This window comes from Actinokineospora spheciospongiae, from assembly GCF_000564855.1.
Lineage (GTDB): Bacteria > Actinomycetota > Actinomycetes > Mycobacteriales > Pseudonocardiaceae > Actinokineospora > Actinokineospora spheciospongiae.
Map to the genome: position 1 here is coordinate 16,514 of NZ_AYXG01000097.1, position 18,306 is coordinate 34,819.

Annotated in this window: 17 protein-coding genes; 6 read left to right on the forward strand and 11 right to left on the reverse strand. The window is 73.3% G+C overall.

The annotated features are described in order from the left end of the window. The first annotated feature begins 18 nt into the window (after positions 1 to 18). Positions 19 to 1,146 (forward strand): tyrosine-type recombinase/integrase, encoded by a 1,128-nt coding sequence (locus UO65_RS13165; RefSeq protein WP_035282253.1) that lies wholly within the window; start codon positions 19 to 21, stop codon positions 1,144 to 1,146. Positions 1,147 to 1,199: 53 nt separating this feature from the next. Here the strand turns inward: UO65_RS13165 and UO65_RS13170 are convergent, their stop codons facing one another. From UO65_RS13170 to UO65_RS13185, 4 genes are all read right to left on the reverse strand, one after another. Then, positions 1,200 to 2,699, reverse strand: a complete 1,500-nt coding sequence (locus tag UO65_RS13170) for an amidase (RefSeq protein WP_035282255.1) — start codon at positions 2,697 to 2,699, stop codon at positions 1,200 to 1,202. Positions 2,700 to 2,784: 85 nt separating this feature from the next. After that, positions 2,785 to 3,543, reverse strand: coding sequence for a putative protein N(5)-glutamine methyltransferase (locus tag UO65_RS13175; protein ID WP_035282318.1), 759 nt, complete (start codon positions 3,541 to 3,543; stop codon positions 2,785 to 2,787). 100 nt (positions 3,544 to 3,643) lie between these two features. Further along, positions 3,644 to 5,359 (reverse strand): putative bifunctional diguanylate cyclase/phosphodiesterase, encoded by a 1,716-nt coding sequence (locus UO65_RS13180; protein WP_052021133.1) that lies wholly within the window; start codon positions 5,357 to 5,359, stop codon positions 3,644 to 3,646. A 61-nt stretch (positions 5,360 to 5,420) separates the two neighbouring features. Continuing rightward, positions 5,421 to 5,774 (reverse strand): hypothetical protein, encoded by a 354-nt coding sequence (locus UO65_RS13185; protein WP_035282257.1) that lies wholly within the window; start codon positions 5,772 to 5,774, stop codon positions 5,421 to 5,423. Positions 5,775 to 5,840: 66 nt separating this feature from the next. Here UO65_RS13185 and UO65_RS13190 point away from each other — a divergent pair, with 66 nt between their 5' ends. Next, positions 5,841 to 6,632 carry a glycerophosphodiester phosphodiesterase gene (locus UO65_RS13190; protein WP_035282258.1) on the forward strand — a complete coding sequence of 264 codons (792 nt, stop codon included), beginning with the start codon at positions 5,841 to 5,843 and terminating at the stop codon, positions 6,630 to 6,632. A 15-nt stretch (positions 6,633 to 6,647) separates the two neighbouring features. Here UO65_RS13190 and UO65_RS13195 read toward each other — a convergent pair whose 3' ends face one another. Next, positions 6,648 to 7,304 carry a transglycosylase family protein gene (locus tag UO65_RS13195; RefSeq protein ID WP_084175537.1) on the reverse strand — a complete coding sequence of 219 codons (657 nt, stop codon included), beginning with the start codon at positions 7,302 to 7,304 and terminating at the stop codon, positions 6,648 to 6,650. Between the two features lie 259 nt (positions 7,305 to 7,563). Here UO65_RS13195 and UO65_RS13200 point away from each other — a divergent pair, with 259 nt between their 5' ends. Next, entirely contained in the window at positions 7,564 to 8,985 is a 1,422-nt protein-coding gene (locus UO65_RS13200; RefSeq protein WP_035282260.1) for an MFS transporter, read from the forward strand. Between the two features lie 432 nt (positions 8,986 to 9,417). Next, positions 9,418 to 9,759 carry an RNA polymerase-binding protein RbpA gene (locus UO65_RS13205; protein ID WP_035282262.1) on the forward strand — a complete coding sequence of 114 codons (342 nt, stop codon included), beginning with the start codon at positions 9,418 to 9,420 and terminating at the stop codon, positions 9,757 to 9,759. A gap of 144 nt (positions 9,760 to 9,903) precedes the next feature. Here UO65_RS13205 and UO65_RS13210 read toward each other — a convergent pair whose 3' ends face one another. Both UO65_RS13210 and lnt read right to left on the reverse strand, forming a co-directional pair. Continuing rightward, complete coding sequence (locus UO65_RS13210) at positions 9,904 to 10,671, reverse strand: polyprenol monophosphomannose synthase (RefSeq protein WP_035282265.1); 768 nt, start codon at positions 10,669 to 10,671, stop codon at positions 9,904 to 9,906. Between the two features lie 58 nt (positions 10,672 to 10,729). After that, entirely contained in the window at positions 10,730 to 12,340 is a 1,611-nt protein-coding gene (gene lnt, locus UO65_RS13215) for an apolipoprotein N-acyltransferase (protein ID WP_052021134.1), read from the reverse strand. A 207-nt stretch (positions 12,341 to 12,547) separates the two neighbouring features. Here lnt and UO65_RS13220 point away from each other — a divergent pair, with 207 nt between their 5' ends. Together UO65_RS13220 and UO65_RS13225 are read left to right on the forward strand one after the other, a co-directional pair. Then, a complete protein-coding gene (locus UO65_RS13220; protein ID WP_052021135.1) occupies positions 12,548 to 13,024 on the forward strand; it encodes a nitroreductase/quinone reductase family protein in 477 nt (158 codons plus the stop codon). Beyond that, positions 13,021 to 13,881 carry a Vgb family protein gene (locus UO65_RS13225; protein WP_035282268.1) on the forward strand — a complete coding sequence of 287 codons (861 nt, stop codon included), beginning with the start codon at positions 13,021 to 13,023 and terminating at the stop codon, positions 13,879 to 13,881. Before UO65_RS13220 ends, UO65_RS13225 begins: the two co-directional genes overlap by 4 nt. Positions 13,882 to 14,292: 411 nt before the next feature. Here UO65_RS13225 and UO65_RS13230 read toward each other — a convergent pair whose 3' ends face one another. From UO65_RS13230 to kamE, 4 genes are all read right to left on the reverse strand, one after another. Next, a complete protein-coding gene (locus tag UO65_RS13230; protein WP_084175539.1) occupies positions 14,293 to 14,823 on the reverse strand; it encodes a DUF3558 family protein in 531 nt (176 codons plus the stop codon). Then, positions 14,820 to 16,895, reverse strand: coding sequence for an AMP-binding protein (locus UO65_RS13235; protein WP_035282272.1), 2,076 nt, complete (start codon positions 16,893 to 16,895; stop codon positions 14,820 to 14,822). The genes UO65_RS13230 and UO65_RS13235 overlap by 4 nt, the downstream gene beginning before the upstream one ends. Before the next feature lie 208 nt (positions 16,896 to 17,103). After that, positions 17,104 to 17,502 carry a 3-aminobutyryl-CoA ammonia lyase gene (gene kal, locus UO65_RS13240; protein ID WP_035282274.1) on the reverse strand — a complete coding sequence of 133 codons (399 nt, stop codon included), beginning with the start codon at positions 17,500 to 17,502 and terminating at the stop codon, positions 17,104 to 17,106. Continuing rightward, entirely contained in the window at positions 17,499 to 18,302 is an 804-nt protein-coding gene (gene kamE, locus UO65_RS13245) for a lysine 5,6-aminomutase subunit beta (RefSeq protein ID WP_084175540.1), read from the reverse strand. Before kamE ends, kal begins: the two co-directional genes overlap by 4 nt. Positions 18,303 to 18,306: the final 4 nt, after the last annotated feature.

An 18,306-nucleotide genomic window follows, 5' to 3' on the forward strand; every position in this document is an offset into this window, starting at 1 on the left:
GGTCGATACGGTGGCCCGGTGGACCTCCAGCGCTACCGGGCACCGACCTTCACCGACACCGACGGCAACGGGCTGCTGCGGCTGATCGGTGAGGCCGTCGACCTGCTGCCCGCGCTGCCCCCGCCCGACCCCGATGACCGCTACCACGCGCGCAGCCTCACCTCGGTGTGGTTGGCCGGGCTCAGCCAGACCAGCCGCCGCGGCTACTACCAGGCGCTCGGGTCGTGGTTGGCGTGGTGCGCCGAGCGCGGGGTCGACCCGCTGGCCGCGCGCAAGGCCGACACCGACGCGTGGAAGGCGGGCATGACCGCCACCCGCCGCGACGAGCAGGGCGGGCAGGTGGCGGTGGCACCGTCGCGGGCCACGACGGCGAAGCGGCTGGCGGTGGTGTCCTCGTGGTACCGGTACCTGATCGCCAACGAGGTCGACGTGCGCAACCCCGCCGCGGCGACCGAGCGGCCGCGGGTCTCCCGCGAGTCCACCACCACCTCGCTGACCGTGCAGGAGATGGTGGGCTTCCTCGACTGGCTCCTCGAGCGCGCCCGCCGCCTGGGCACCGAGACCGCCTGGCGCGACGCGGCCCTGCTCACCGTGCTGTTCAGCATCGGCCTGCGGGTCACCGCCGGGGCCACCGCCCGCGTGGAGGACCTGCGCCGCACCGCCGGCTACACGGTCCTGCGCTACCGCCGCAAGTCCCGCGGCGACGCCGACGACTTCGGTCGCAAACCCCTGCCGCCGCACGTGGTGGAGGTGCTCACCGAGTACCTGCGGGTCCGCGCCGAGCGCGAGGGCGTCGCCGTGGCGGACCTGGGTGGATACCTGTTCGTCTCCACCCCGCACCCGCACCTGCCGCAGTACCGGGGCGGGCAGCCGCTGGGGCAGAACGACGTCGACGCCAAGATGCGCGACCTGGCCCGCCAGGCCGGGCTCACCTGCTGGCGCACCCTGAGCCCGCACTCGGCCCGGCACACCGCGGGCACCGCCGCCCTCGCCGCCGGGGCCACCCTGGAGCAGGTCCGCCGGATGCTCGACCACGCCACGGTGACCACCACCCAGCGCTACCTGCACGAGCACGATGACCTGGCCAACAGTGCCGTCTGGCACCTGTCGGAGGCCATCGCGCGCCAGCGCGGGCGTCAGCCCTGACCACCAGGCGCCCGGTCGGCGAGATCCCCCGGGCGCCCCCGGGTCCTCGACCCTCAGCCGTGACCCGCACCTCGTGCTCGGCGGGCACCCGGGAGCACACCCCGCCCGGGTGCCCGGAAGCCGCCGATCTCGCGTTCGAGCAGTTCGGCCAGCCGCAGCGGGGTGCGGTCCTCGAACATCGGGCCGATGAGCTGCACCCCCACCGGCAGGCCCTCGGGGGAGCGGCCCGCGGGGATGGCGGTGGCGGGCAGGCCGGGCATGGTGGCCAGCCCAGCCCAGACGAGCTGGTCGAAGTACGGGTACTCGACGCCGTCGACGTCGACGCGGCGCCGCATCAGGTCGGGGTCGTGGTCGTGGGGGAACGCGGGGGTGGGGGTGATCGGGCACACCACGGCGTCGAACTCGGCGAAGAGCTGCCGCCAGCCGTGGCGGTGCAGCTCGCGGCGGGTGTTCGCCTGGAGCCAGTCGTGGTGGCTGAACACCATGGCGCGCAGCCGCGTCGCGTCCAAGCCCCGGTCGTCCACGCCCAGGGCGGCGGCGCGGGTCCGCAGTTGCTCGTGCGCCTCGACCGGAAAACGCGCGACGGTGCCGGAGAACAACAGTTGCGTGTAGAGCGTCGCGGCTTCGGTCAGGTCGGGCAGCAGCGGACTGCGCCGTGCGACGCGGGCGCCGCCGTCGGTGAGCGCGTCGGCCACCCGGTCCACGCCCGCGCGCACGGCCGCCCCGGTCGCGATGAGCGGGTGCTCGTCGAGGACCAGGACCCGGAAGTCGGCGAGCCGTCCGTGGCGCGCGGGCGGCAGCGCCACGTCGTAGGCGATGCCGTGGGTCAGCGGGTCCGGTCCGGCCATGACCTCGAGCAGGAGTTCCAGGTCGCGGGCGGTGCGCGCCATCGGACCGACCACGGCGAGGTCGAGGTCGACCGGCAGGGCCTGCGCGGGCGGGGCGACCATGCCGCGGGTGGCCGCCAGTCCGAGTGTCGGCTTGTGCGCGTAGACGCCGCAGAAGTGCGCGGGGGTGCGCAGCGAACCGGCGAGGTCCGAGCCGATGGACAGCGCGCCGAACCCGGACGCCAGGGCCGCCGCCGACCCGCCGGAGGACCCGCCCGACGTGCGGGTGCGATCCCACGGGTTGTTGGTGGTGCCGTGGATCTCGTTGAAGCTCTGGATGTCCTGCAGCCCCAGCGGGACGTTGGTCTTGCCCAGCACCACCGCGCCCGCGGCCTTGAGCCGCGACACCTGCACCGCGTCCTCGGCGGGCACGTGGTCGCGGTGCTGCGGCATGCTCCAGGTCGTGGGCAGCCCGGCCATGTCGTAGCACTCCTTGACCGTCACCGGAACACCGAGCAGCGGCCGGTCCTCACCGCGGGCGCGCGCCCGGTCGGCACCGCGCGCGGCGGCCCGGGCGCGGTCGAAGTCCGGCACGCAGATCGCGTTGACCACCTCGTCGTCGCGCTCGATACCGGCGATCGCCTCGTCGGTCAGTTCCACCGAGGTCACTTCACCGGCGCGCAACGCGGCCAAAAGCTCTTCTGCCGACCGAAAGTTCCATTCCATGAATTCGACGCTATCCGCCTGCCGGAAAGGGCATAAAATGCCATTTCGCACAACGAGCCGCACGGTCCGGGCGCGGTGGCGGTCCTCAGTGGTCGGCGCGGGTTCCCACGACGACCGTGGCGTGGCGGTCCTCGTCGTGATGGGTGGTCGCGGTGAGGCCTGCCGCGCGGAACGCGTCGGCGGTCGAGGTGGCCTGCTCGTGGCTGGTTTCGATCAGCAGGTGGCCGTTCGGGGCCAACCAGTCTCGGGCGTGGGCGGCGACGCGGCGGTGCAGGGCGACGCCGTCGGGGCCGCCGTCGAGGGCCAGGCGGGGTTCGTGGTCGCGGGCTTCGGGGGGCATCAGGGCGATCGCGTCGGTGGGGACATAGGGGGCGTTGACGGCTAGGACGGTGACGCGGCCGCGCAGTGCCGGGGGGAGGGCGTCGTACAGGTCGCCCTCGTGGACGTCGGGGAGGGTGCGGGCGGCGCAGGCCACGGCCGCCGGGTCGAGGTCGGCGGCGTGGACTTCGACCCCGGGGACCCTGGCCCGCAGGGCGATGCCGACGGCGCCGCAGCCGCAGCACAGGTCGACGGCCAGCGAGCCCGGGGTGAGCAGGGGGGCGGCGAGTTGCACCAGGAACTCGGTGCGGCGGCGGGGGACGAACACCCCCGGGTCGACCGGGACGCGCAGGCCGTCGAAGGCCACCCAGCCCAGCAGGTGCTCCAGGGGTTCGCCGTCGACCCGGCGGGCGACCAGGACGTCGAGGACGTCCGCGCCGGGGGCGGCGGCGAGGAGCAGGGTGGCCTCGTCCTCGGCGAACACGCACCCGGCCGCCCGCAACCGGGTCACCACCGCCTCCGACACCGCCCCACCCGCCCGGTGGGGCGCGGCGGCGGGGCAGGCGAACGGCTCGGGTGCGGACAGGTCCGGCACGGCACTCCTCACGGGCGGAAACCCGTGAACCCTACTGCGGCTCCCCCGCCGGGGTCGTCGCGGTTTCCGGTGGCACGTCCTGCATCAGCGTCGGGCGGCGCATCCACACACCGTGCGGGCGGGCCAGCAGGTCCTCCAGCGGCTCCGGTTTGCCCAGGTGGAAGCCCTGCGCGACGCGCACCCCCAACCGCGACAGCGCCTCGACCTGGGTGGCGCGCTCGACCCACTCGGCCACCACCGACAGGCCCAGGCCGCGGGCGATGTCGACCAGGCCCTGCACCAGCACCGTGTCGCGGGAGCCGTAGTCGATGCCGTGGATGAACTCGCCGTCGATCTTGAGGCCGGTGATCGGGAGCTGCTTGAGGTGCACGAACGAACCGAACCCGGAACCGAAGTCGTCGAGGGTGATCCGGCAGCCGGAGGCGCGCAACTGCTGGGCCAGCGACCGGGCGGCGTCGAGGTTGGTCACCGCCGCGGTCTCGGTGATCTCGAAGCCCAGCCTGCCCGGCGCCACCCCGGCGGCGGTCAGCCGATCGAGGACGAAGTCACCGAAGTCCTCGTCCTCCAGGGTGCGGCCGGAGACGTTGACGTTGAACCGCAGACCCGGGTACGGGTGCTCCACCAGCGCCTGGATCGCCTTGTCGGCCACCCACCGGTCGATCTCGAAGACCAGGTCCGAGCGCTCCGCGGCGAGCAGGAACTCCCCCGGGCCCAGGCGCGGCTCGCGCCCGTCCTCCAGGCGCAGCAGCAGCTCGTGGCCGATGACCCGGCCGCTGCCCAGCTTCACCATCGGCATCGCGTGCAGCACGAACCCGCCGTCGCGCAGGGCGGCGCGGACCCGTTCGACCACGGTGACCCGCAGCGCGGTGTCCTGGTAGTGGCCCTGCTCGTAGACGGTGACCCGGTTGCGGCCCGCCGCCTTCGACGCGTACAGCGCCATGTCGGCGTTGGCCAGCACCTCGTCCCAGCCCACCCCCGCCTCGAACATGGCGATGCCGATGCTGACGGTGATCCGGCTGGCCCCGGCGACCCCGGACATCGGGATCGCGGCGATGGCGTTGCGCAGCCGGTCGGCCGCGGCGACCGCGGCCCGCTCGTCGACGTCGGCGAGCACCGCGGCGAACTCGTCGCCGGACAACCGGCCCAGCACCTGCCCGGAGCCGATGCGGTCGCGCAGCAGCGAGGCCAGGGTGCACATCACCCGGTCACCGGTGGGGTGCCCGTGCAGGTCGTTGATGTCCTTGAAGTGGTCGAGGTCGAGCAGCAGGAACGCCCCGCGCGCCCCCAGCGCGAGCTGCCGCTCCAGCTCGCGGGTCAGGGCGCGGCGGTTGGGCAGCCCGGTCAGCGGGTCCTCGTCGACCAGGCGCAGCAGCTCGTCCTGGTGCTTGGCCAGCCCGGCGGTGCCCAGTTCGCGCTTGCGCCACCGGGTCACGTCGGTGACCCGGTAGAGCAACTGCTCGTCCTCGGCCTTGGTGCAGCGGATCTCCAGCCACCGGTGCCCGGACCCGTCCGGGCGCGGCACCGAGATGACGGTGTCCTCGCTGTCGGAGCCGTCCTCGGGCGGGCCGTCGGGGGCGCCCGCCAGCAGCGCGGTCAGCGACCGGCCCGCGCACTGCTCGGTGGTCATGCCCAGCAGGTCGCTCATGGCCGGGTTCGCCCACCGCACGTGCGCGCGCAGGTCGGTCAGCGCGAAGGCGGTGTCGGTGGTGTCCAGCACCGCCGACGGGCTGTTCGCAGGGGGCGTCACCCGACCTCCCTCACCCGTTGTCGTGGGGACATGCGCACGAAGCGTAGTGGACCGGTCCTGTTCAGCGCAGTCGCTCGAGCCCCTGGGCGTCGGAACCGACACGCTCGGCGAGTATCCGCAGCTCAGCGGCACTCGCCCCATCATCGGCCGCCGTCACCACGTCCTCGGCGGCGCAGCGCAGCCGGAACAACCGGTCCTGCAGGTCGGACAGCTCCGCCGCCGAGAGCACCACCGCGTCCTCGGGCAGGCCCCCGCGCTGGACCTGGGTGCGGCGCTCGTAGGCGCGCTGGCGGCAGGACTGGGCGCAGTAGCGGCGCGGGCGCCCACCGGTGGCGGCCCCGGCGATCTCGCGCCCGCACCACCCGCAGTGCCGCGGCGCGCCCCGGCGCCCGGACGCGGCTGTCGGACCGGTCATGTGCCGGGACGCTAGCCGACACCCGACCGCCACTCCCGAGCCACGCCGCTGGGGCACACTCGACGGGTGTCCACCGACCCACGCACCCACGGTTTCCTCAACGGCCCGCACCCCCGGGCGTTCGTGCACCGGGGCTGGCACCGCGACGACCTCGCGGGCCTGGAGAACTCCCTGTCGGCGTTCCGCCGGGCGGTCGCCGAGGGCTACCACTACCTCGAGACCGACGTGCACGCCACCGGCGACGGGGTGGTGGTGGTCCACCACGACGCGGTCCTCGACCGCACCACCGACGGCCGCGGCCCGATCGCCGCGCAGACCTGGGAGCGGGTGCGGGCGGCGAACATCGGCGGCCGCGAACCGGTGCCGACCCTGGCGGAGCTGCTGGCGGCGGTGCCGGGGGCGCGGCTGAACATCGACCTGAAGTCCGACGCGGTGGTGGAACCGGCCCTGGAGGTCATCGCCGAGGCCGACGCGTGGGACCGGGTGTGCCTGGCGTCGTTCTCCGAGGCGCGGATGGCGCGGGTGCGGGCGCTGGCCGGGCCGCGGGTGCTCACGTCGATGGGGGTGCGGGCGATCCTGGGGTTCTGGGCGGGCAAGCGGGTGCCCGCGCGGTTCACCCGGGCGGCGACCCGGCCGCTGGTGGCGCAGGTGCCGGTGCGGCAGGGCCCGCTGACGGTGGTCGACGCCCGGATGGTGGCGCTGGCGCGGCGCCGGGGCGCGGAGGTGCACGTGTGGACCATCGACGACGCGCCGAGCATGCGCGCGCTGCTGGACCTGGGGGTCGACGGGCTGATGACCGACGACCCGGCGGTGCTGCGCGACGTGCTCGTCGAGCGCGGCCTGTGGGCCACCGCCTGAGCGGACCCGGGCGGTTCAGGGTCGCGGCGGGGTGCCCTCCCACGCCGCTACCCAGGTCTTGGGGCCCAGGTGGCCGGAGTCGGGGATGCCGTTGGCGCGTTGCAGGGCCAGGACCGCGGTGCGGGTCTCGGCGTAGTAGCAGCCGGTGCCCTCGAAGTGGTAGCCGTGGGCGTTCATCCGCAACTGCCAGGGGCGCAGGTCCGGGTCGCAGTCGCCGTGGGTGAAGACCTTGCCCGGCCACGGGGGCGCGCCGGTCGGCGCCGGGGCGGGGGCACCCCCGCCGCCGATGTAGGCGGATTCGGCGTAGGTGGGGACGCGTTTGCTGCGGGCGTCGCCGTCGGCGCGCAGGCCCAGGGTGCCCGCGCACGTCCACGGCTGCCAGCCGCGCATCCGGTACAGGTACAGGGCGCGGTGGTCCTGTTCGGCGGGGGACGCCTGGTGCGGGCTGCCGGTGCCGCCGACGCTGCGCCAGGTGGGCAGGTCGAACTGGTAGGCGCCGTAGTAGCCGTTGCCGGTGTTGGTGGCGTACCGGCCGCTGGACTCGCACTGCCGCAGCCGCGCCCAGTCCCGGGCCGGGGGATCGGCGGCGGCCTGACCGGCCAGGAGCACCGTCGCGGCGCCCACGGTCGTCAGCACGATCAGCAGTCTCGGCACCCCGCGCGCTCCAGCCATGATCGACGACGGTAAGCGGCGCTCCCACTGTCCACAATCGCCCCACCGGTCACACGTACCTCACGGGTTGTCCGTCTCCCCGCGGCTTGTCACCCCATCCAGCGATGGGCCGTTCGGTGGGTTTGATGTTGGGCCGAACGGTCGTACGGGGTGAATGTTCGGCGATGTTTGTCGACGGGTGCCGCTCCGGCGTGACCGCCGCCACCGGGCAACCCGTACTCTCCGCCTGCACACGAGCACGGCGGAGGCGGTTTTGAGCATGGTCGACGACAGCACCCCCGACGCGGGCGAGGCGCGGGCCCGCCGCCGCGAGCAACGCGGGTGGTGCTGGTACGACTGGGCGAACTCGGTGTTCCCCACCTCGGTGACCACCGTGTTCGGCTCCCTCTACCTCACCGAGGTCGCCGCCACCGCCGCCCAGTCCGACACCGCGCTCAACGGCACCCGGGCCTGCCTGGACGCCGCCGGGGAAAGCGACCGGCTCAACAACTGCGATATCACCCTGCTCGGCCTGCACTTCCCGGCCGGGTCGCTGTGGGGGTACCTGCTCTCGATCGCCACCGTCATCCAGGTGCTGATCGTGCCGCTGATGGGCGCCATCGCCGACCGCAGCACCAACAAGAAGCCCATGCTGGCCGCGTTCGCCTTCGGCGGATCGATCGCCACTGCGGCGATGGCCCTGGTCGGCGGCGGCGCCTGGGGGCTGGGGGTGGTGCTGTTCATCCTCGGCAACATCGGCTACGGCACCTCGGTGGTCATCTACTACTCGTACCTGCCCGAGATCGCCACCGCCGACGAGCGCGACCGCCTCTCCACCAACGGCTGGGCGTTCGGCTACCTCGGCGGCGGGGTGGCGCTGGCCATCCAGCTTGTGGTGTACCTGTTCCGCGACAGCCTCGGCATCACCGCGGGCAACGCCGCGCAGATCGCGTTCCTGACCTCCGGGATCTGGTGGTCGCTGTTCACCCTGATCCCGCTGCGGCGGCTGCGCGGGCACCACGACCGCGCCGACCTGCCGCCCGCGCGGGGGTCGGTGGTCACCGCCGGGTTCCGCGAGCTGCGCGACACCCTGCGCCACGCCAGGGCGTTCCCGCTGACCCTGGCGTTCCTGGGCACCTACCTGATCTACACCGACGGCATCGCCACCGTCGCCAACGTCTCGGCCCAGTACGGCAGCGAGGAGTTGGGCTTCGAGGCGGAGGTGCTGATCACCACGATCCTCATCGTGCAGTTCGTGGCGTTCTTCGGCGGGGTGCTGCACGGGCTGGTGGCCAGGCGCATCGGCGCCAAGAAGACGATCATGGCCAGCCTGCTGGTGTGGGTGCTGGTCATCGGCGCGGCGTACTTCGTGCAGGCCGGGCAGGCGTTGCAGTTCTACGCCCTGGCCGGTGGCATCGGTCTGGTGCTCGGCGGCACGAACGCGCTGTCTCGGTCGCTGTTCAGCCAGATGGTGCCCCCGGGCAAGGAGGCGCAGTACTTCTCCGTCTACGAGATCGGCGAGCGCGCCACCTCGTGGCTGGGCCCGCTGGTGTTCGCGGTGATGGCCTCGACGACGGGGTCCTACCGGTACGCGATCATCTCGCTGGTGATCTTCTTCTTCGTCGGGCTGGTGCTGATGTACTTCGTGCCGGTGCGCCGCGCGATCGCCGCGGTGGGCAACAAGGCCCCGGAGTTGCTTTGAGGGCTTCCGGGTCCGCGGACGGGTCGCGCGCACACGCAAACCACTCGCTCCGCTACCCACAGTGACAGAAATCCGGTCGAACTCGACTTCGCCTCAATTACCGTGTGTCATCAAGCGCTCCACCGCTGTCACCTCCACCGAGGTGGCCGCCGAGGCGAACTTGTGGCCTGCGGACAACTCTCCATCGCCTGGACGCACGGTTGAGAGCTATCATCCCCCAAGTGGGTGAGATGTTGGCGTCGATCGTGGAGCAGCGCGTCACGAAACCGAAAAACGGGCATCTCTCAGTAGGACGCTGTCGTTGACGGGTGAATAATGTCACCCTGAGCGATCGCGGCGGGCGGTCGGGGAATGCCTTCCCCGCTCTGTTCGTTGCGCTGGGTGAGCAACACCCCGGGCTCTGCTGGACGAGCCGAGTGAAAGGACACCGCTATGGCCGACCGTGTTCTCCGTGGTAGCCGGCTAGGTGCGGTCAGCTACGAGACTGACCGCAATCACGACCTCGCCCCCCGCCGGACGGTCCGGTACGCGTGCCCGAAGGACCACGACTTCGAGGTCCCCTTCTCCGACGATGCCGAGGTCCCCTCGGTGTGGGAGTGCAGGCTGCACGGGCTCGAGTCGAAGATGATCGACGGGTCCGACCCGGAACCGAAGAAGGTCAAGCCGCCGCGCACGCACTGGGACATGCTGCTGGAACGCCGCTCCATCCCGGAGCTGGAGGACCTGCTGACCGAGCGCCTGGCCGAGCTGCGCACCCGCCGCCGCCCCGCCTAGCCGCACCACACCGCCAGACCGACGGCCGCCCGGGACTCCCCCACTCGGGCGGCCGTTTCCCTGCCCGGGGCACGACCACCGAGCCCTGCCCGCGGCACGACCGTCGAGCGCCCACCCGGCTGCCGGGTGGGCGCTCGACGGCGTTCACTTGATGCGCAGCAGCGCCTTGAGCTGGTTGCCCCGGCGGCGCAGACCCCACTTGGTGACCCGCCACAGCGCTTCGCGGACGATGTTGCCGCTCATCTTCGACTGGCCGCGCTCGCGCTCGGTGAAGGTGATCGGCACCTCGACCACGGTGAACCCGGCCTCGATGGTGCGCCAGGCCAGGTCGACCTGGAAGCAGTAGCCCTGGGAGGCGACGTTGCCCAGCTTGAGCTTCTCCAGCACCGCCCGCCGGAACGCCCGGTAGCCGCCGGTGATGTCGCGGACCTTCGCCCCCAGCGCGAGCTGGGAGTACAGGTTGCCGCCCCGGGAGAGCACCTCGCGGCTCTTGGGCCAGTTGACGACCCTGCCGCCGGGCACGTACCGGGAACCGAGCACCAGGTCGGCGTCGCCGAGGGCGTCGAGCATCCTGGGCAGGTCCTCGGGGGCGTGCGAGCCGTCGGCGTCCATCTCCACGACGACGGCGTAGTCGTGCTCCAGCGCCCAGGTGAACCCGGCCAGGTACGCCGCGCCCAGGCCCGCCTTCTCCGTGCGGTGCAGCACGTGCACCCGCTCGTCGGCGGCGGCCAGCTCGTCGGCCAGTTCGCCGGTGCCGTCGGGGCTGCCGTCGTCGACCACCAGCGCGTGCGCCCCGGGGAGTGCGGCGTTGAGCCGTTCGATGATGATCCCGAGGTTCTCCCGCTCGTTGTAGGTCGGGATCACCACCAGCACCGGGTCGAGCTGTGCGGGATCGTGCGGCTGCTCCGCCATGCGCGGTCTCCTCCTCGCCGGTGCGCGGGCGCGCCCCGGACCATCGAACCTGTCGCCGTCATGCCTGTCGGGGGGCGCCCGGGGTGGTCGCCACACCAGCCCCGGTCGTCCGTGCGCGCCTGCCCGCCACCAGTGCGGACACCAGTGCGGCGAGGGCGACGGCCACCATGACCGCTTCCGGCCACACGCCCAATCGGTCCGCCATCGTAGTCGCCGACCGCAGCGGCAGCGCCGCCACCAGTGCGGCGGGGGTGAAAAGACCGGTTTCGGCGAGGACCGACCCGTCGGGGCGGATCAGCGCGCTGACCCCGCTGGTGGCCGCGACGACGACGCCGCGGCCGTGCTCGACGGCGCGCACCCGGTCCATGGCGAGCTGCTGGTAGGTCATCTCCGAGCGGCCGAAGGTGGCGTTGTTGGTGGGGATGGCCAGCAGGTTCGACCCGTTGCGCACCGAGTCGCGCACCACCGAGTCGAACGCCACCTCGTAGCAGGTGGCCAGCGCCACCCTGGCCCGGCCCATGGTGAACACGGTGGGGTCGGTGCCGGGCTGGAAGTTGCCCGCCCGGTCGACCTCGGCGCTGAAGAGGCGGAACAGCGACCGCATCGGCATGGTCTCGCCGAAGGGTTGCAACTGCCGCTTGGTGTACCGGTCGACCGGCCCGAGCTGCGGGTCCCACAGCACGACGGTGTTGCGCGGCAGCCCGTCCTCGCCGACGACCACCGAGCCCACGGCGATGGGCACCCCGATGTCGCGGGCGGCGCCGTCGATGAGGGCGCGGGCGTCGGCGTTGCGGAACGGGTCGATGTCGGAGGCGTTCTCCGGCCAGATCACCAGGTCGGGCTGGGGCACCCGGCCCGCGCGGACGTCGGCGGCGAGCTGGTGGGTGCGGGTGACGTGGTTGTCGAGCACGGCGCGGCGCTGGGCGTTGAAGTCCAGCCCGGCGCGCGGCACGTTGCCCTGCACGGCGGCGACGGTGACCTCGCCGGAGTCGGCGTCGGTGCCCACGGCCCCGGTGGCCGCGATCCCGGCCAGCAGGGGCGCGACGGTGGCCAGCACCGGGACCAGCAGCAGCTTCGGGGTGCCCCGGCCGGTGGCCAGGCGGTGGGCGAGTTCGCCGAGGCCGAAGCCGGTGAGGCAGACCGCGAGCGCGATCAGCGGGGTGCCGCCGAGGGAGGCCAGCGGCAGGTACAGGCCCTCGGGCTGGCTGAAGGCGAGCTTGACCCAGGGGAACCCGCCGAAGGGCACCACCGAGCGCAGGGTCTCCCCCGCCACCCACAGCAGCGCCGTCCACAGCACCGCCCCGGGCAGCCTGCTGACCACGGCCATCGCCGCGCAGGCCAGCCCGACGAACAGCGCTTCGAGCAGGCTCAGCGGCAACCAGGCGACCGGGCCGACGAACACCCCGGTCCAGGCCAGCGCCGGGGTCATCAGCCCCAGGCCGAACAGCACCCCGTAGCCGAACCCGGCGCGCGCCCGCCGCCCGCGCAGCACCCAGCCCAGCACGGCCAACCCGATCGGGGCCAGCCACCACAGGGTGCGCGGCGGCCAGGCCAGGTAGGTGAGCCCACCGGCGGCCAGCACGGCGGCGCAGCGCAGCAGCACGGCCAGGCGGGCGGAGCGGGTGGGGGTGTCCGGACCGGGGTCCGGTGCGACGGCGGGGGCGACCACCGCGCCAGCCTACGGCCACCCGGTGGGGGGTCCCCGCGGTGTCGCGGGTCGCCCCCGGGACGTGTCCTCGAAGCAGGCTCCCCGAGAACCGGCGCCCCGGCGAGCGGGCACACCCACCAAAACCCCGGGCTTTCGAAACACGGCCTAAGTCGAGGGTGAGTCCGAATGCCCTGCCCGGGGGTGCGGAGCGCTGCTAGCGTCGCCGGGGTGAGCTTCTCCGACGGCGGCTCGGACGAGCCGCGGCGCAGCGACCCGGGCGGTGTCGTCGACAGCCCGCTGGGTTTCGTCGCCGAGCACATCCGCCGCTACGTGGAGTCCGGCGGCACCGAGACCGAGGTGGTCGACGGGCTGGACATGCTGCTGCTGACCACCCGCGGCCGCCGCTCGGGCAAGCGCAGGCGCACCGCCCTGGTCTACGGTCTCGACGAGGAGGGCCGCTACGTCCTGGTGGCCTCCAACGGCGGCGCCCCGGCGGACCCGGCGTGGTACCTGAACCTGCTGGCCGACGGCGAGGTCGAACTCCAGGTGGGGCCGGACCGGTTCGTCGCCAGGGCCCGCCGGGCGACCGCGGAGGAGAAGCCGAGGCTGTGGCACCTGATGACGTCCCTGTGGCCGGACTACGACACCTACCGGGCCAAGGCGCCCCGGGAGATCCCGCTGGTGGTGGTCGAACCCCTCCGGTGACCGAGGTCGTGCCGTTCGCCGCACCGGGCGAAGGCCCGTACGGCATCGCCCAGACCGCCCCCGACGCGCTGTGGGTGACCCTCGTGCACGCCGACGCCGTCGTGCGCCGCGCCCCCGACGGCGCGTGCACCCGGTTCGACCTGGACCCGGGGGCGGCGCCGACGACGATCGTGCCCGCCCCGGACGGCTCGGTCTGGTTCAGCCGCCACGGCGACGGCCACCTGGGCCGGATCACCCCGGACGGCTCGGTGACCTCGGTGCCGGTCCCCGGTGTCCCCTACGGCCTGGCCCTCACCGGCGACGGGTCGCTGTGGTTCACCGACACCGAGGACCACCGGGTCGGGGTGCTCACCCCCAACGGCGCGGTCGAGGTGGTGGACCTGCCCGCCGACTGCTTCCCCGCCGGTCTCGCCGTGGGCCCGGACCAGGCGCTGTGGTGCACCCTCAATCAGGCGAACGCCCTGGCCCGGATCGCCCCCGACCGCGCGGTGACCGTGCACCCGCTGCTCACCCCGGACGCCGGACCGGTGGGCATCACCTGCTCCGGCGGACACCTGTGGTTCGTCGAGATCGGCGCGGGCGCCCTGGGCCGGGTGGGCCTCGGTGGCCGCATCCACGAACACCCCCTGCCCGACCGCGACGCCCGCCCGCACGCCATCGCCCCGGACGGGGCGGGCGGCTGCTGGTTCACCGAGTGGGGCGCCGCCCGCCTCGGCCACGTCGACCCGCGCGGGCGCATCACCCACGCCCCGCCCCTGCCCCCGGGCTCGGAACCGCACGGCCTGTCGGTGTGGGGTCAGCGGGTGTGGGTGGCACTGGAGTCCGGCGAACTGGCCCGCGTCACCGCGAACCGCTGAACCCCACCACCCCGAACCACCCGCGCCTGCCGTCCCCGCCCCGAGCCCGCAGGCCCAGCCACCAGGCACACCGAACCCCACCGGCGCAGCGGCCGGCCTGCCACTCACGAACCGCCCCCTGGCAACCAGCCACCGCGAACCCACCAGGCACAGCAGGCGACCACCCCCGCAACCGCAGGCCCGGCTAAGCAGACGCCTGGGTGGGTGGTTCTGCTTGGGTGGGGGAGGCGATCACGTGCAAGCCTGTCCGGGCAGTGGGGCACTCTTTTCGCCCCACTCGGTCACGCCGGGCACGTGATCGCCGTAGGGGCCCCGCCCAAGCAGAACCACCCACCCAGGCGCCAAGGACAAAATCCCGGCCCTTGCGAAGACACGAGTGAGCTGTCGAGCAGCGAGCCACACCCCGGCGAGCTAGACCCCGGCGGGCAGGGCCTTGACCATGCTGGTGGCGTAGGAGTCGAGCAGCGCGCACGCCTCCTCCACCGTCCCCGTCGAGGCCAGCACCGTCATCGAGACCCGCTCGGCCGGGGCGGTGTCGAGGACGTACTGGCAACCCGCGGTGCCCTGGTAGCGCAGCCGCTTGCCCTCCCGCCCGCCCGGCGACATCGTGTCCACCGCGAACGCCTTGTTGTCCTGCACGGTGGGGAACTCGGCGCTGGCGATGATGGTGACGTTGACCTGGTGGTCGAACTTCTTCTCCTCCCCGTGCACCCAGCGGCAGTCGCGGTAGCCGTCGTCGCGGGCCGGGCCGGGGGTGGCGGGGCGCAGCCCGGCTTCGGAGACCGCCGAGGCGGGTAGCAGGGTGCACGGGTCGGCGAGCCGCAGCGGCCCGTCCCCGATGGGGGCGGGCGGCGGGGGGCCGGTGGGTTCGTCGGCCGAACACCCGGCGGCGAACAGGGACAACACCACAGCCGTCACAGCGGCGAACGATCGCACAGTCATTCCTGCTCCACCAACAGGCGCTTGACGACCTTGCCGGTCGCGTTGCGCGGGACCTTTCGGACGAAGATTACGTCCCTCGGCACCGAGTAGCGCTCGAGGTGCTCGTGGATGAACTCCTGCACCGCCGTCACGCCGAGCCGGGCACCGGGTTTGAGGGCCAGGTAGGCCGCGAAGCGCTGCCCGAACTCGTGGTCGGCGACGCCCACCACGGCGACGTCGGCGACCTCGTCGATGGACAGCAGCAGTTCCTCCACCGGGCGGGGGAACACGTTCTCGCCACCGGAGACGATCATGTCGTCGTCGCGGCCGGAGACGAACAGCCGCCGGTCGGCGTCGAGGTAGCCGCGGTCGCCGGTGACCATCAGGTCGTCGTGCATCTCGGAGGTGGCGCCGCAGGTGTAGCCCTCGAACAGCATCTCGTTGCCCACGCAGATGCGCCCGACCGCGCCGGGGGGCAGCGGGTTCCCGTCGGCGTCGAGGATGCCGACCTTGGTGCCGACCGGGCAGCGGCCCGCGGTGGCGGGGGCGGCGCGCAGGTCGGCGGGGGTGGCGATGGATGCCCAGGACACCTCGGTGGACCCGTAGAGGTTGTAGAGGACCTCGCCGAAGGTGTCCATGAAGGAGGTGACCAGCGACCCGGGCAGCGCCGAGCCGCTGGAGGCCACGACCCGCAGCGAGGAGGTGTCGTGGCGCTCGCGCACGTGCGCGGGCAGGTCCATGATCCGTTGCAGCATGACCGGAACGGCGAAGAAGGCGGTGATGCGCTGTTCGGCGATGACGCGCAGCGCGGCTTCCGGGTCGAACCGCCGCTGCAGGGTCATGGTGGCGTGCAGCGGCATGCACAACTGCATCCCGGCCAGGCCCCAGGTGTGGAACAGGGGCGCGGAGACCAGCATGCGCTCCCCGGCGCGCAGCGGGATGCGGGAGAGCACCGCGGCGGCGGCGCTGAGACCCGACGGGGTGCGGCGGCGGGCGCCCTTGGGGGTGCCGGTGGTGCCGGAGGTGAGCACGATGATCCGCCCCGGTTGGGCGGGTGGGTGGATCGGCGCGGGTGAGCCGTCGGCGACGAGGGCGTCGGTGGTCAGGTCGCCGGGGGCGGCCGACCAGGTGGAGATCCAGGTCAGCGAGCGGGGCAGGTGGTGGAACAGCGGGGCGAACTCGGCGTCGGCGAGCAGGGCGATCGGCCGGTGCTCGGCGACGAGGTCGGCGACCTGGTCGGCGGACAGGCCGGTGTTGAGCAGCACCACGTCGGCGCCGAGCTTGCCGCAGGCGATGGTGGACTCCACCAGCCCGGCGTGGTTGCGGCACATCACCGCCACCCGGCGGCCCTGGCGGACCCCGCGTTCGGCGAGGGCGTTGGCCAGGCGGGTGGTGCGGGCGTCGACCTCGGCGTAGGTGAGGCCGCCGCGTTCGTCGCGCACGGCCAGGGCGTCGGGGACGCGGGCGGCCGCGGCCCGGTAGCCGCCGACGAGGGTGGCGCCCCACCGGGACAGCTCGCCGAGCTGGCGGACGACCCGGTCCGGGCGGCCGGGGCCCAGGACCCCGGCGCGGGCGAGGGTGCGGGCCACGGTGAGCGCGGTCTGGCCCCGGGCGGCCTGGTCGATGCGGGTGGGCGAGACGGTCAGCGCGCGCCCGGCCAGGTGGTGGTCCATGAGGGCGAGGGCCTTGCGGATGCGCTTGCGCGTCCAGGAGGGGGTGAGCACGGTCCCGGCGGTCAGCGAGTCCGGCAGCGACAGCATCACCTGCACGCGGGTGCGTTCGCGGCCGCCCGCGTCGCCCCGGACGCTCTCGAGGCGGACGCTGAGGTGCCCGTCGTGCCAGCGGGGGCTGATCAGCACCAGGTGTTCGCGGGGGCGGCTGACGAGGACCTCGACCTCGTCGGGCACAGGTGGCCTGCCGCGCACGCTGAACCGCACCCGGTAGCGGGGGTTGCGCGTGTGCGCGGCCACGCGTTCGGCGGTGGCGACCTCGCGGACGTAGCGGGAGTAGAGGGCGGGGTCCCCGATCAGTTCCCAGACCTGCTCCGGGGCGTGACCGAGGACCTGCTCCACCTCGACGAGCTCGGTCGGCATGTTCCTCCGTACGACCCGGTGCCCTCAGGGTCACCCCTGGTTCACCGGGTTGTTATCAGCCGCCCACCAACGGGTGCAAGCATGGCGTGGGCCAAATGGCCCAACACGGAGGAAGATCACTCGCACGGCCCAGCCGAATCCCCTGGTTACCGGGCGGTTGTGACGCTCCGGATTTGCCCGGGGGCAACCAAAGCGAGGTGACCGGTTGTCACTGCTTTGGCGGGATCACCACCGTTCCGGTGGCCCGGGTGATCACGATCGGGGGATCGAGGACGTCGGCGGCGGAGGGGCCGCGATCGGGGGCGGCGCGGCAGACCACGCGGGCCTCGAACTCCATGCCGCGCGAGCGGGTGCCCACCCGCACCAGGGTCGCGGTGGCCTCGACGACGTCACCGGCGTGCAGCGGGGCGAGGAACTGCACCCCGGTGTACCCGGCGAAGAGCCCTTCGTCGCCGTCGGTGCGCACGCACAGCTCGGTGGCCACGTCGCCGAACAGGCCCAGCCCGTAGGCGCCGTCGACGAGGTTGCCGCCGTAGTGGGCGTGCGAGTGCGGCACGTAGCGGCGGTGGGTGACCGAGGTCCCCTCGGTGGGGTGCTGGGGGTTCATGCCGGTACCGCTGTCCTCTCGGTGATGGCGTGCACGAGGTAGCTGGCGACCTCGCCGGGGGTGGTGCCGCGGCCGAAGACCCGGTCGACGCCGAGTTCGGCGGACATCAGCGGGTCGAACCGGGGGCCACCGGCGATGAGCAGCGGGCAGTGCGCCCCGGTGGCCTCGCGGAACGCCGCGGACATCTCCTGGGTGTTGAGGATGTGCGCGTCGCGCTGGGTGACCACCTGCGAGACCAGCACCGCGTCGGCCTTCTCGGCGCGGGCGCGGCGGACCAGGTCGGGCACGGTGACCTGGGCGCCGAGGTTGACCACCCGCAGCTCCCGGTAGTACTCCAGCCCCTTCTCCCCGGCGAAGCCCTTGATGTTGAGGATCGCGTCGATGCCCACGGTGTGCGCGTCGGTGCCGATGCACGCCCCGACCACGACGAGCTTGCGCCGCAGCCGCCGCTTGAGGGCGGCGTTGACCTCCGCGGGCGGCAGCAGCGGGTAGTCGCGTTCGACGACCCGCACGGCGTCGAGGTCGACGAGGTGGGTGACCGAGCCGTAGACGACGAAGAAGGTGAAGTCGGTGCCGATGGGGTGCGAGTGCACGACCATGGCCGGGTCTATGCCCATCTTGTTCGCGAGCTGCTGCGCGGCGCCGTCGGCGCGGGGCCCGTGCGGCACGGGCAGGGTGAAGGAGAGCTGGGCCATGCCGTCGCCGGTGGTGTCGCCGTAGGGGCGGACGTGGCGGGGCCGCGGTGCCCCCGCGGGGTCGTTCTGGGTCACCGCGTCGCCCTTCGTCGTGTTGTCGTCCACCGGG

Excerpts from the sequence above, each read along its gene's own strand:
- UO65_RS13200 (WP_035282260.1), top strand. The coding sequence starts at position 7,564 with ATGGTCGACGACAGCACCCCCGACGCGGGCGAGGCGCGGGCCCGCCGC.
- UO65_RS13195 (WP_084175537.1), bottom strand. The coding sequence starts at position 7,304 with ATGGCTGGAGCGCGCGGGGTGCCGAGACTGCTGATCGTGCTGACGACC.
- UO65_RS13210 (WP_035282265.1), bottom strand. The coding sequence starts at position 10,671 with ATGGCGGAGCAGCCGCACGATCCCGCACAGCTCGACCCGGTGCTGGTG.
- UO65_RS13185 (WP_035282257.1), bottom strand. The coding sequence starts at position 5,774 with ATGACCGGTCCGACAGCCGCGTCCGGGCGCCGGGGCGCGCCGCGGCAC.
- UO65_RS13235 (WP_035282272.1), bottom strand. The coding sequence starts at position 16,895 with ATGCCGACCGAGCTCGTCGAGGTGGAGCAGGTCCTCGGTCACGCCCCG.
- UO65_RS13205 (WP_035282262.1), top strand. The coding sequence starts at position 9,418 with ATGGCCGACCGTGTTCTCCGTGGTAGCCGGCTAGGTGCGGTCAGCTAC.
- kal (WP_035282274.1), bottom strand. The coding sequence starts at position 17,502 with ATGAACCCCCAGCACCCCACCGAGGGGACCTCGGTCACCCACCGCCGC.
- UO65_RS13170 (WP_035282255.1), bottom strand. The coding sequence starts at position 2,699 with ATGGAATGGAACTTTCGGTCGGCAGAAGAGCTTTTGGCCGCGTTGCGC.
- UO65_RS13230 (WP_084175539.1), bottom strand. The coding sequence starts at position 14,823 with ATGACTGTGCGATCGTTCGCCGCTGTGACGGCTGTGGTGTTGTCCCTG.